Source organism: Limnobacter litoralis, from assembly GCF_030160455.1.
GTDB classification, from domain to species: Bacteria; Pseudomonadota; Gammaproteobacteria; order Burkholderiales; family Burkholderiaceae_B; genus Limnobacter; species Limnobacter litoralis.
In genome coordinates this window covers 271,997-285,099 of record NZ_BSOJ01000006.1, presented here as the reverse complement: position 1 = coordinate 285,099, position 13,103 = coordinate 271,997, and the positions used below count along the sequence as shown (strand labels likewise).

Below are 13,103 nucleotides of genomic sequence, written 5' to 3'. Positions count from 1 at the left end.
TTCCGACATGTCAAACACTGCTACTGCTTCCAGCCACCCCTCCGATTCGGACATTTACGGCCATGGTGAGGCTGTCAGCTCTTTCCCCCTGTCTTTTGAGGGAAAGCTGCTGTTTCTGATCGCCTTGATGTTTTCTGCATTCCAGATCGCAACCGCAGGTCACTACCTGGATCTTCCCAGTCAGGTCATTAGGGCCTGCCACGTTGGATTTCTAATGCTTCTCGGATTTCCCTTTATCACGCTGAACAAAACAGCACCCCTAAAAACACTTGCCTGGCTACTTGCGCTCGCAGGTGTAGCGGTTGCAACTTATCAGGTGATTGAATACAACCAGCTGATGCTGCGCGCCGGTGACCTCAATCAGCTCGACCTCTACATGGGTGCCCTGTGTATTGCCACGGTCTTTCTGGCAACCTGGTTCATCATGGGGCCAGCTTTGCCAATCATCTGCGGCGTGTTTCTCGCCTACTGTTTTTTTGGTCAATATTTGCCAGCGCCGCTGGACACGCGCGGATATGCCTCATCTCAAATTATTGAGCAAATGGCCTATGGCACAGAGGGCATTTACGGCATCCCCGTCTATGTATCGTCCTCCTACATTTTCCTGTTTATTTTATTCGGCGCATTTCTTGAAAAAGCCGGCATGATCAAGCTCTTTACGGACGTGTCTCTCGGCCTGGTTGGCCACGCACAGGGCGGTGCTGCAAAAGTTGCGGTGGTTGCATCCGGATTTATGGGCACGATCTCGGGCTCGGGTGTGGCCAACGTGGTTGCGGTCGGCCAGTTCACGATCCCCATGATGAAACGCTTTGGCTATCGCTCGGCTTTTGCGGGCGGCGTTGAAGCCACGGCCTCCATGGGTGGGCAAATCATGCCACCCGTGATGGGCGCTGTGGCTTTCATCATGGCGGAAACACTGGGCGTTGAATACCACGTGATTGTCAAAGCGGCCATTATTCCAGCGGTTCTTTATTTCATTTCCGCATTCTGGATGGTGCATCTGGAAGCGGGCAAACAGGGGCTGGTGGGTATGCCCAAAGAGAAACTGCCTTCAGCCAAAAATGCAATCGTCAAACAGTGGTACCTCATCATCCCGTTGGCGGCACTCGTCTGGTTGCTGGTTGCTGGGTACACGCCTCTCTTCGCTGGCACTGTCGGCCTGGTTTTCACTGTGGTGCTGATTTTGGGCTCCTCGATTGCGATTGGATTACCAAGCACCGTCATTCGATTCATGTTCTGGATCGGACTGGGTCTCATTTGCGCCAGCCTGGTTTACTACGTTCCCCAGCACCAAAGAATCTGGGTATTTGCCGGTGCAATTGCGGCGCTGGTTGCAATCAATTTCTTTAGAAAAGGGGGCCGGGAAACCATTGTCGCCTGCCGCGATTCCCTTGCGGAAGGAGCCAAGTCTGCACTACCGGTTGGTGTGGCCTGCGCAATGGTTGGTGTCATCATTGGCACAATGACGCTCACCGGCGTGGCCAACACTTTCGGCGAGTTTGTGGTGGGGGTGGGTGCACACAGCCTGTTTTTGTCGCTTGTGCTGACCATGCTGACCTGTATTTTCTTGGGCATGGGCATTCCAACCATTCCCAACTACATCATCACATCCACCATCGCAGGACCCGCGCTTGAACGCCTGGGTGTGCCGTTGATCGTCAGCCACATGTTTGTGTTTTATTTTGGCATTCTGGCTGACCTTACACCCCCTGTGGCACTGGCGTGCTTCGCCGCAGCCCCGATTGCCAAAGAAAGTGGTCTGAAAATTTCCATGGAAGCCATCAAAATTGCAGCGGCCGGCTTTGTGGTGCCCTACATGGCGGTCTACACGCCGGCATTGATGCTACAAGATGGTGGTGCGCTTGCGCAGCAAATCGGCTACTTGCCTGCAGTCATCTACGTTGTCATCAAGGCTTTGTTGGCGATGGCGCTTTGGGGTGCAACCGTGATCGGCTTTTTGGGTACACGTTTGACAGTGCCTCACAGGCTGCTTGGCTTTGCAGCGGCAGCGGCACTGATCGCGGCCTATCCGATCAGTGACCAGATCGGCTTTGTATTGGCCATCGTGTTTGCCGTGGTTGTATGGCGTCACAACAAGGCCATGAAGTCTGGCGCCAATTTGGGCCACTCTGCAGCATGAGTGTGTGCGTCTATTACGGCGGCAAGGCGCTGATTGCGCTTTCCGCCACCGTCTTTTCGCTGGGATGGACCCATTCGGTTGAAAAATTTGGATGGTCCGAAACCTGGCGAGTCGACAATGGGCAGTTGGTCGAGGAACAAGTGAAGGTGCAAGGCAGCGGTGCGGGTATAGACCCCGCCGACAACGCCAAACTGGTGGGCAATTGGTATGTCTGGAAACCAGAGCCTGAACTGCGTGTACCTGAGCTGAACCTGGCGGTGTCGGGGTTTACACCGTCGGCCTGGAAGCTCTGCAAGCTAGACGATGGGCACACACCCACATGCTATGAACTTGACTTGAAAAACGCCAGGTCTGAAATCGAAAATCCGAATTCGGAGGGCAAACATCTCGATTTGCCGCCAGGTACTTTTGACAACGTCAAGGTTGTGCCCGGGCAATGCCAGACGGGGCAAGGTCAATCACCCGTCTTATCCGCCAAAAAGTCTTCTTCCAATACAGATCATTCAGTACGCTTACAGTGACGCCCTCCTGCGTTGAGGCGTGCATGAATTCACCCTCGCCGAGATAAATGCCCACGTGTTTGCCCACGTAACCAATTCTGAAAAACAGCAGATCGCCCACCAGCAGGGGTTCTCCCCTGTTGACCTCAGTGCCAACATGCATTTGCTGTGAAGTGGTGCGAGGCAAAACAACATTGAATTGGTCTTTGAAAGTACGCTGCACAAAAGCGGAACAATCAATGCCCTGTCTGGATTCACCACCCAGACGATAAGGCGTACCTCGCCATTCATCCAACTCGCGAACAAGTGCAGCCCGCGTTTCCTTTTCATTTTGAGTCAAAGGGGTTCGACCGTTTGAACCCGGCAGGGGAATGCTGGAACACGCGGCCAGCCACAGAACACCCACCACAGGCAAAAACCTCAACAACCAAGGCATGGATGCGGCCTCAAACCACGGCTCGTTTTTCGGAAAAACGCAACAACCCTTTGACGAAACGGTACACCAGCCAAATGCACAAAATGCCATACAGCAAGAAGCCCAGACCCAGAAAGAAGGTGGCTACGCAGATCACAAACCAGAATGTGCCAATCCAGAATGTCGATATCAGCCAGTCGTAGTGGCTGTAATAAATCGACCCGACTGAGTCGCCACGTTTCACATAACAGATGACCAATGCAATCAGAATGGTGAGAAAGCCAGTGAACATGCCAACAATACCCAGCAGGTAGGCAACAAGCACCAGCGTGCGGTTACTTTCTTCGGAAGGGCTGTCGTAGGGGGATGTCATAAAGGCTCGCCTCTTGAGAAGTCAAACCTTGATTGTAGTCCATGACCCTGACATTTTTGAAAGTGGCGCCTGTCCTGATTGAGAGATCTGGAATGCCACATTGTCAGAATAATTACGGAAAATGAAAAATACACTATTTTTTGTAATCTTCACAAGTCATTCGAATGAATCGTCTAGTCAAAACATTTGTTAACTCAAGTACTTGGATGATTTTTGAGGAATTTAAAGCACTTTACAAAGTTGCATGGCGAGCATTAATAATTACTTAAGTCATTGTTTTAAAAGATATTTAGTAATTGAAGCCGGCTGGATCAGCCTTCCCTTCTGGTGTGAATTTCGTCGATTTAGATCCAATTCGGGGCGTTTTGTACGACTTTTAACGATCTTGTCAGTGCATCCGCTATCCACTTACACTGAGTATACAAATCAAGGCGTCCGTAGTCCGCCCTTATTCTTATAAACATTTACCCGCCCGGGAGACAGTGACCATGCGTCCCATGTTGTCTTTTACTATCGCACTGCTGGGTGCGACCACGTTGTTTGCGGTTCAGGCAGAAGAAGTCAAGATTCCCAAGAAAACCGACGTCATTGACACCTCAGGTGAGCACTGGCCAGACGCGGGCAAATACCCGGTCAGCAATGCGCCCTACCGGAAAACGCTGCGTTCCGTATCACTGGAAGATCTGGCAAAGCGGAACATCCTGCCTCTGGGCATCTACCAAGGCACGCCACAACTGAACGCCAATCTGGACTGGTACCAAAAAAACTTTTACAACACCCTGGCGGCCAAAAAGGTGTGGGACAAGGGAACGAGCCCTCAAACCCACGAATTTCAGGGTCCGATTACCTGGAAGTATGTGCCCATTCCCCAGCTTCCACCCCCACCCTGCGATCAACCACAGCCCACCGGTTATGACGCAGAGGGCTGCCGCTACGTGAACTCATTGTTCAAAGACGTGGAAGCCAAAGACCCCGCGAAAGCCAAAGCCTTGCGAGAGCAGGTTCGTCGCGGACGAGATGTCTGGTTCAAGGGAACGTTTGGCAACCAGGACGAGCCTTATCTGCATTTTGCAAGGGTGGCAGGTGGACAGGACAAGATTTTCTACCCCTGGCTTGACACGCGCGAGCGCAACCAGCGCTTCAGCAAGTACGGCCTGATTAACGACCCAGATTGTGTGCAGGGCGATGCCAGCACCAATTATTGGGACAAGTGCCCAGACCCTCACAGCTCGGGTGTATTGGGTTATCGAAAGTACTACGCAGACCCCACCAAAGACGCCAGTGGCAAAGTGGTGTTCGACCCCAAGGCATCGCCCTACCGCAAGGACGAGTTGCAGAAAAACATGCGCTACGTGATTGGTCACCCTTGTGTGCAATGCCACGTCGGATTTAACCCTGACAATCCGCCACTGAACCCCAACAAACCCACTTGGGACAACCTGTCAGCCACGATTGGCAACCAGCACATCGTGCAGCCCCTGATGTTCTTCCAGGGAACCGACCCACACGCCGTGGTTCGGCAAGTGCTGCGTGCAGGCAGACCGGGCACCATTGACACCTCACTGGTGGCCAATGACTTCCAGAACAACCCGGGCACCCAGAACAACATCATGGACTTCCAGAACCGCAGGGTTTTTGAAGAATTGATGAAAGACCCAGTCACGGGGCAGCTCAAAAAGGGCCTGACCCAGCACGTGTTGAAAGGCGGTGAGGACTCTGTGGGTGACCGACTGGCCCTGATCCGTGTGTATGTCAACATTGGCATGTGCACCGAGGAATGCTGGGCGCCACACTTTCCAAAACCCGGCGTTCTGTTTGGTGAAAAATCTCATCAAACGCCCTTCCGCATCAAACAATGCGCAGCCCAGTGCGAACCCTGGAATTACGCCGACGCAAAAATGGAAGACCTGGCTTCGTTCCTGGTCACAGGTGGCCCCACTTATCTGCTGAATGCAGTGGACAAAGACGGCACCCCCGGCATGAAGTACATCGACCTGACCAAGGTGCCGCAGGGGCGCAAGGTGTTCGCCCGTGAATGCGCAAGCTGTCATTCATCCAAGGTCGCCCCTGAAAACATTCGGCGAGACAAAGACGCATTGGCCCGCTTCTACGAAGGCCATGTGTTCGGCAGCGAGCAATTCTGGAAGTACGAATTCACGGATGCAGAGCGCAATTCGCCTGAGTTCATCGCGAAGTACATGCAAAAAGACCAACAGGGCAATTTGCGACCCAAGCAATTTGTTGAAAAAGAGGTGTTCGGCCAGGACTGGCTGGGCAATGACGAACCCACGCCGTTCAACATCATCGGCACGAACATGTGCCGGGCCTTGCATGACAACCACAACAAAGGCCACATCTTTGAAGAGTTTTCATCGGAAGACTACAAGAACCGCAAGTCGCCCGGCAAGGTGGACGTGGTGCTGAACCGCATGGTGCCCGTGGTTGGCGGCATGAAAATTGGGGAACGCGAGATCACAGGCGGCCCGGGTTACATGCGCAACATCAGCTTGTTGTCAGTGTGGGCAACAGCGCCGTTCCTGCACAACAATGCGATCGGGGAAATGCCAAGGCTGCCGGATGGCACGCCCGACACCACCGTAAAAGGCCGAATCAAGGCCTTTGAGGAGTCATTCAACGAGTTGTTGATGAGCGACGATCCAAAGGTGAACCCACACCGTCCACAGAAGATCTCGACCACCGACACGGACATCAAACTGGCCCTTCAGGAAGACCAGGGTGGCCTGATCAAACTGCCAGTGGCCAAGGGCAGGCCGATTGCAGATTTCACATCAAGCAACCCACATCAGCCTTTGACCCAGAAATGCGACGACCGCATTGAAAACAAGGGGCACCAGTTCGGCGTGTCATTGTCGCCGGCTGACAAGATGGCCTTGCGGGAATTCCTGAAACTGATGTGATTGCTGGAGCGTGAAATGAGGAAATCGGTTTGGCTGGGTGGCGCTGTGTTGGCTGGAGTGGCAGTGTGGTCTCTGGTTCGATGGGTGTCGCCGGATGAACCGATTTCACAGACCAACATTGCCGCCCTGGCCAAGGCCAACGCCGGCGCATTGATCAACGAGAAACTGGCGGTTAGCCGCAAGGTGCTGTCCAATGAAAACCTGCCCCCCGAGGGCACGCGTTCTTTGTTCGATCACATTGCCGCAGAAAACAACGGGGTGCCCTACCCGTTTCCAAAACTGGTTGAAGCGCTTCAAAAAATGAGCCCGGACGGCTCAGCTCCGATTGCCGTGATGTTGCCCCACGGGCGTTCCCTGCTGAAAGGACTTGCCGATGACGCACACCCCCGCGTGCTCCTGGCTGCTGATTTTCAGGTGCCCAACAGCGCGGCCAGCCTTGGAGTGAATACACGCGGCCAGCTTTTCATCGGATTCGTTGAGAACGCCCATGAAATCGAGGTGATCAGTTACAACGAGGCGGCTGGTCGCTATGAATTCCAATTGGTGCAAGACTATCGGGAAACCGGTGCCCGCAAACTGGTGTATGCCCCCAGACAGGTATGCATGACCTGCCACCAGGGTGGTGCGCCCATTTTCCCGCAGCGCCCCTGGAATGAAACCAATGCGCAGCCAGAAACCCAGCAAGCCATTGCACAGGCGCGCAAGGCCGCCGGGCTTGACCCAAATCATTATCTGGGTTTGCCCACTGCAGTGCCTTTGGGCAACCCCGAACGGTTTGATGAATTGACCGATGTGGGCAACTTCTTTGCGGCCACCCAAAAGCTGTGGCTGGATGGATGTGGCAATGATTCAATGTCTGTGCAATGCCGGCGCGACATGTTCAAGCTGTCTTTGCGCTACAAGGCGGCACCGGGCGACTTCAAAGAAGAAGGCCCACTGGTTGAACGGTTGCGAAAGGCACAGATGGCCGCCCTTGGGAACACCGTCATCTCTGTGCCTGAAAGTGATCTTGTGAACCGCAATCCGGTGGCGGAGCAGGCCGGCATCAAAGGCTGGATACGGAAGGTGTCGATGCCGTCCATCAAACTGGGCGATGGTGCAAAAAACAACGAGGACCTGGACGCCTTCGACAAGCTGCCCAAGTTGCCAGTCAACATGGACCCCTTGACTAAGCGCAGTCCAAAGCGCGAAATTTCGGCCCAGCAAATTGACGGTGTCTACGGCGTGGCCAGTTTGATGACAGAGAGTGACATTGACACCCTGATGCAGGCGGCCCATGGAGACCTTGCCACGCTGGAAAAAGCAGTGGACCGCCTGCCTGACACCCTGTTTGGCGTGCATCAGTTTGAAAGGGTGAAGCTGATTCAGGCCCTGCTGGCCGAGGGTGGATTGCCTGCCGGCCCCAAAAACCTGCAGTACGCCTACACCGAAACCAAAGACATGTCGCCACCCATTGCCAGCGGGGCACCGCCCTTGAAGCTGAGCGCGAATTCACCGCTTCACCCCTTTCAGACCTACTGCTTTTCGTGCCACAGGGGAAACCCATCCAAGCGGCTGAATTTCATGGGCGCTGACACTGAGGCGCTGGTGCTGAAAGACGTGCAAGACAAGAGCAAGATTCGCGACGCGCTGGACTGGGCTCGCTATGAAGGCACCGACAAAGCCTCCATGCTGATGCCACCCCGGGATTCAGCGCAATATGCAGCATTGTCTGAAGAATTGAAGAAGAACCCGGAATTGCTGAAAAAAATGAGAGACACCGTCCCCAACATGTTCGGGTTCTGATCAAACACAAGGAGACAGACATGATTCGCAAGTCACTGGGCAAAGCCAGCCTCGTTTTGGCGACTGGTTTGCTGTGGACACAGGTTCAGGCTCAACCCCTGTTTGCCAACTGGTACAAACAGCAATACGGCTACACTCCAGCCTGCATCGCCTGCCATCGTGACGGTGGCGGCTCGCCGCTGAATGCCTATGGCAACCAATTCAAATCGGCTGGCAAGTCAGCGGCTGCATTGAAGGCCATTGAGGGGAAAGACGCCGATGGCGATGGGTTTCCAAACGGGGTTGAAGCGATGGCAAAATCGAACCCTGGCAACAAAGAGTCGACCCCCAACAACAAAGGCCAATGGCTGGATGTCTCCAGCCTGATACCCAAACAGGTGCAGGACCAATTCCCGGGGGTTCACGAATATTTGCCACGCGACGCACTGCTGACCAATGCGGATGTGGAGCGCGCAAAAGCCATGGGTGCGCAACTGGGCCAGCATGACAACAACACGATATACATTCCGCTGAAAGACAAGCGCCCGGCGGGCACTGCCATGATTTTCGAGGCTGACTTTCAGGGCAAGCCTTTCTTTTTGATGTTAACCACAGACCGAACACTGACGGTCACCAAGGTTGAGCCCATCAACACTCGACAGGTTAAGGCCGCTGAAAAGGCCAGCATTTATGACACCTTCAAAGGGATTCAACTGGACAAGTTGCCTGCGCCAAAAGGCAACGATTTGAATGCCGCCATTACCGAAGCCGTCAAAAAGGCAGGTACGCTGATTTATGTTCGCCTGAAAAATGCCTGAGGATTTGACATGACCCGATTTGGAATTTTGATCAGCAAATTGCTGGAACGCTGCATCATTGCGCTGGTACTCGGCCTCGGCGTGGGGGTTGGACTTGGACTAACCCAGCAGCACGGCTTAGAGCTTGCCCACGCTGAACAGCCATTGGCCAGCCAAGCCCAAGCCAGTGAAGCGCCGTCTTCCGGCAAGGCGGACGATTTCAATTTCTTCAGCGACAAACCCGTTGAAAGCAAGGACATTGTTGTTCTTCCACCCGAGAAGTCAAAGTGGCTGACCGTAGGGGGCCCAGCTGCGCTGCTGACCTTCATGGTGGGCATTCTGCTGCTGACCTGGCGTCTTATTCCGTTTGACAAACACTCAGTGGACATCAACCTGCGCAATTTTCCGCCTGCAGCCAAACGGGGCATGGCCTTGGCGGTGGTGCTGTTCGGTATTGCCTTTGCATTTGGTGCGTCCGAACTTTGGTATCAATTGCAGTTTTTTGGCAGTTCAGCCGACTTTGTAGCCAGCATGTCCTTGGGCAAACTGATCGTCATGACGCACGCCCACCTGTTCGGATTCACAACCGCGTTTTTCATCGTCGGTATCCCGTTTTCAATGCAGTTCAATCACATCAAACTGTACCAGTGGATCTTTCCGATCGGTTTGGCTGCCTGTTTGACTGACGTCATGAGCTGGTGGGGAATCAAATACGTAGCCCACTCGTTTGAATATGTGTCGATGGTGTGTGCCGTGTTGTTCTCGGTGACCTACATGTGGATGCTGATCGGTCTCTTGAGAACCCTGGCATTTCCAGAGGTGATTTGGGCCTCGGACAAAGACAAAGCTGCCCGGGCCCAAAAACTGGGAAAAAGCGGCAATTAATGGATCAGGCCACGGTGCTCATGCTGAACATTTTCCAGGCCCAGTACACGGCGATGCCCCACTGAATGACAAAAAACAGAAAGCGGGCCTGAACCGCCATTACGCTGGTTGAAGCCAGGTGAATCAAGGATTGAAGCACCCGAGCGCCTACGACAGCCAGAGCCAAGCCATCGGTGATTGCACCGTGGCCGGTCACCAAAGCCAGCAACATCAAACCCAGAATGTAAGGCGCGTTTTCATAGGTGTTGGCATGTGCCCGACACAGACGCGCTGAAAATGGCGACACGTCTGTGCCATCGGGTTTAAAACTGTTGGCTGCTTTTCCGGTTGTAACAATCAAGAAGGCTCTTGAGGCCCAGATCAGGCCGGTCAAAAACAGGTGCCAGGCGGCAAACGCCAATACAGCCAATGCAGTGGTGGTCATTTCAGTGTCTCCTTCGGTTGTGATTTTATGTACCTAAATCAGCATAACCGAAGGAAATACGTAACGAACCAGAGACCATCCCGTTTTTTGGAAAAAGAACGGTTTAACAGCCACCGTCTGCATTGTTTGAACCACAGGTTGCAGGCTTGGCAATTCCACCAGTGCCCTCTGTGGCGGGTCGCCCGGTGCCCACTTCCATGATGACGCCGTTGATCACCTGACCTGACACATTTTCGGTTCTGACGACCGACTGCTGTTGTTCTTGACGTGCCAAATTGACGGAGCCCTGTGACGAAGTCAGTGCTGCCGATTCTTGTGGGCTGAGAACAATGTAACCGTTGTAGCTAACAGGAATGCGCGTGACATTGCCAGCCCCGTCGTAATAGAACGAATACAGACGATTGACTTTCGGCCCCCTTAAAAACACCAACTGGTCGGGTGCAACCACAGCCCCTTGGAACGGCAGTACGGTGGTGAAGCCGCCAAGCCCTGGAAGAGCCGGGTTGCCCACCTCCACATTGATCGCCCCCTTGGTGCTGTTGCCCGACTGCTGCGCGCCAAACTCGAACAAGCCGTTGTTGTTGACCCGATTTGCACTGTCTACAGGAATGGACAAAAGTAAACCTGGATAGGACTGAGAAGCCCCCACCAACAGGTCGTTGTAAGGCAAACGTGCACGCAACACAGAGTCATCCAGCGTGGACAAACCATTGGATCGAATCGCAATCAGATCAGCCTCAATGCCATTGCGATCGGTGGACAATGGAGCCAGATTGTTCACGCTGACCAGGCTGGCCCCTTTAACATACGAATACACGTACTGGGTGCCGTATTGAGAGCCGGCCAAGGCAGTGAACAAACCATTGATTTGGTTGGATCGATTCAAAATGATGGACGCATTTTCTGTGCTCTGGAAATGCGTGTGAGCACCCGCGTTGCTTTGTATGACGCCACCCGTCTGTTGAATTCCAGCTGACGCGAGGGACAGGTCGGAAACACCAGCGAATGGATCCACGGCGGACTTGCCAGAGTAGGCATCCAGTTCTGGAATTTGTATGGCTTTGATCTGGGCACTGGACAGCGCCGCCGGAGTGACGTGGGTTAGGAAAGTGAAGTCACCGCCGCCTTGAAACACATTGCCCTCTAGATACAGAACACCATCGCTCTCCAGTTTGCCGCCTTTGGAGCTCAGAGAGGCCAGATGACTGGTCAGTGTGTTGCGCAACATAACCTGGTCACCCGAAAGCGCCAAGGCGCCCTTCAATTCGTTGGCTGACTGCAGATTGATGTCTCCGGCTGAGGCCTGAACCAGCGTATTGCCGTTGACTGACAAAACACCGGTTTGAGCCACTTGGTTGGATGAAATCTGAAGATTCCCGCCCACCTTGCTGGCCCCCAACACCACATTCTGACCAGCCAGACTGGCGTCACCCTGCGAGTTTAAGACCTCGTTACTGCCCCATTGATTGTCCAGATTGGAGAGATTGATCGACTGGGCCTGAATTCGGGTCGATTGACCAACCGCGACCGCATCAGTCTGGCTAATATTCTTCGCCTGAATGGTGAGGTTTTTAGCCACAGTTGCACCACGAATCAGCAAATCGTTCTGATCGCTGATTGACGCGTCATTCACCCCCTGGCTGCCACTTGCCGCACCACCGTTCACAACCGATATCCTTTTGCGGCCAGTTCTGCAACCGACACACTGCCAGAGGATTTCATACGGCTGTTCGGCCCGACCGGCTTGCTCAAACAGTTTTTTGACAGTCACCTGATCAATTTGGTTGACACAGGCACCGACCCTTGGCGTTTCAAACCCCTCAGCGACGGCAGCCGTCCGCCAGAAACCGACGCTTTGGCCCAATTTCAACGTGCGGACCAAATTCGACAGGTGATGTTCGCGGAAAATCCCAATGAGCCTGGCTTTTCAGTCCGGCTGACCTTGGTGAAATCCAGCAATCCCCAAGATGTTCTGTATTTGGACCAAGATGGCAAACTGACCATGTTCTCCATGCAGTTCGACCCCACGCACAGTCTTCAATGGAAAGCCAGGCCCGCATCGGGCAAAATCTCATTGCGAAGTTCTGACGACGCCCAATCCCTGGTATTCAAAGGCCCTTGGGCACTGTTTCGTCTGTTTGACGCCGCTCAAATCAAAACCACCGACAGACCTGAACGCTTTTTGGCCACCATTCACCTGGGCGCCAAGTCGTTTGAGCTGGAGGTCATGGCCAATTCAGCCTTCAATCCCCTTCGCATGCGCGCCTTGCACGCCTTCCGCTGCCCGGAGAGCCTCTGACATGTACATGTGGTTCGGAAAAATACCAGCGGTCGGTGACTTTTGCGCTTCAGACATGCCTGCGGCAGTGGAAGCAGAACTGGATCAGTGGATTTCGACTTGCATGCAGAGGTGCGAGCTTCTTTTTAATCAGCAATGGCTGACGCTCTACTTTGCTGCCCCCATGAGCGCCTTCTACTGGCCCCCGGGCGTGTGCAAATCGCTGGGCAGCGCCCATGCTGTGGGCGTATTAATGCCTTCGGTGGACAAAGCGGGTCGCGCATACCCCTTGATTGTGCTGCAAACACTGCACAGTCAGCCAGACACATGCCGCGAAAGTCTCCACTTTGAAGACTGGCTAAAGCACATGCACCGCATTTGCAGCCAAACCCTGGATGAAGATTGGCCCCCGGAGGTGCTGAACCGCGCGCTGTCAGAACTTCCTGCTTTGCACCAACAAACACTGCAACTTGACCTTCAGACCAGTGCACTACCAAAGCCACTGTGGTTCAGCTTGCAGCTTGACGGCATTGAGCCACATCAGCTCGACTGTGAGGGACTGCCAGATGCCGCGCAGTTTTGTCGACTCTATGGCTACACGGAATAGCG

The 13,103-nt window shown here is 53.9% G+C and carries 12 protein-coding genes; 8 read left to right on the top strand and 4 right to left on the bottom strand.

Annotated features, from left to right (window positions below):
• Positions 1–7: 7 nt before the first annotated feature.
• Entirely contained in the window at positions 8–2,140 is a 2,133-nt protein-coding gene (locus QQJ87_RS02840; protein ID WP_284279818.1) for a TRAP transporter permease, read from the top strand.
• Complete coding sequence (locus tag QQJ87_RS02835) at positions 2,137–2,661, top strand: DUF1850 domain-containing protein (protein ID WP_284279816.1); 525 nt, start codon at positions 2,137–2,139, stop codon at positions 2,659–2,661. The genes QQJ87_RS02840 and QQJ87_RS02835 overlap by 4 nt, the downstream gene beginning before the upstream one ends.
• Here QQJ87_RS02835 and QQJ87_RS02830 read toward each other — a convergent pair.
• Entirely contained in the window at positions 2,558–3,076 is a 519-nt protein-coding gene (locus QQJ87_RS02830; RefSeq protein ID WP_284279814.1) for an NlpC/P60 family protein, read from the bottom strand. The two genes, QQJ87_RS02835 and QQJ87_RS02830, sit on opposite strands and share 104 nt — an antisense overlap.
• A 10-nt stretch (positions 3,077–3,086) precedes the next feature.
• Positions 3,087–3,428, bottom strand: coding sequence for a DUF4870 family protein (locus QQJ87_RS02825; RefSeq protein WP_284279813.1), 342 nt, complete (start codon positions 3,426–3,428; stop codon positions 3,087–3,089).
• Between the two features lie 488 nt (positions 3,429–3,916).
• Here QQJ87_RS02825 and QQJ87_RS02820 point away from each other — a divergent pair, with 488 nt between their 5' ends.
• Genes QQJ87_RS02820 through QQJ87_RS02805 form a run of 4 tightly spaced genes read left to right on the top strand, consistent with a single transcriptional unit; the run spans position 3,917 to position 9,792 of the window.
• Positions 3,917–6,346 (top strand): hypothetical protein, encoded by a 2,430-nt coding sequence (locus QQJ87_RS02820; RefSeq protein ID WP_284279811.1) that lies wholly within the window; start codon positions 3,917–3,919, stop codon positions 6,344–6,346.
• A gap of 15 nt (positions 6,347–6,361) precedes the next feature.
• Positions 6,362–8,131, top strand: coding sequence for a hypothetical protein (locus QQJ87_RS02815; RefSeq protein ID WP_284279810.1), 1,770 nt, complete (start codon positions 6,362–6,364; stop codon positions 8,129–8,131).
• Positions 8,132–8,151: 20 nt separating this feature from the next.
• Positions 8,152–8,928 (top strand): hypothetical protein, encoded by a 777-nt coding sequence (locus tag QQJ87_RS02810; protein ID WP_284279809.1) that lies wholly within the window; start codon positions 8,152–8,154, stop codon positions 8,926–8,928.
• Between the two features lie 9 nt (positions 8,929–8,937).
• Positions 8,938–9,792: a hypothetical protein gene (locus tag QQJ87_RS02805; protein ID WP_284279808.1), complete on the top strand. Its 855-nt coding sequence runs from the start codon at positions 8,938–8,940 to the stop codon at positions 9,790–9,792.
• 4 nt (positions 9,793–9,796) lie between these two features.
• On the opposite strand, the gene QQJ87_RS02800 is transcribed toward QQJ87_RS02805, so the two are convergent.
• Both QQJ87_RS02800 and QQJ87_RS02795 read right to left on the bottom strand, forming a co-directional pair.
• Positions 9,797–10,216: an MAPEG family protein gene (locus QQJ87_RS02800; protein WP_284279807.1), complete on the bottom strand. Its 420-nt coding sequence runs from the start codon at positions 10,214–10,216 to the stop codon at positions 9,797–9,799.
• Positions 10,217–10,319: 103 nt separating this feature from the next.
• Positions 10,320–11,882 (bottom strand): hypothetical protein, encoded by a 1,563-nt coding sequence (locus QQJ87_RS02795; RefSeq protein WP_284279806.1) that lies wholly within the window; start codon positions 11,880–11,882, stop codon positions 10,320–10,322.
• A 78-nt stretch (positions 11,883–11,960) separates the two neighbouring features.
• Between QQJ87_RS02795 and QQJ87_RS02790 the strand changes: the two genes are divergently transcribed.
• Positions 11,961–12,515, top strand: coding sequence for a type VI secretion IcmF C-terminal domain-containing protein (locus QQJ87_RS02790; RefSeq protein WP_284279805.1), 555 nt, complete (start codon positions 11,961–11,963; stop codon positions 12,513–12,515).
• A 1-nt stretch (position 12,516) separates the two neighbouring features.
• Entirely contained in the window at positions 12,517–13,101 is a 585-nt protein-coding gene (tagF, locus tag QQJ87_RS02785; protein WP_284279804.1) for a type VI secretion system-associated protein TagF, read from the top strand.
• Positions 13,102–13,103 lie beyond the last annotated feature (2 nt).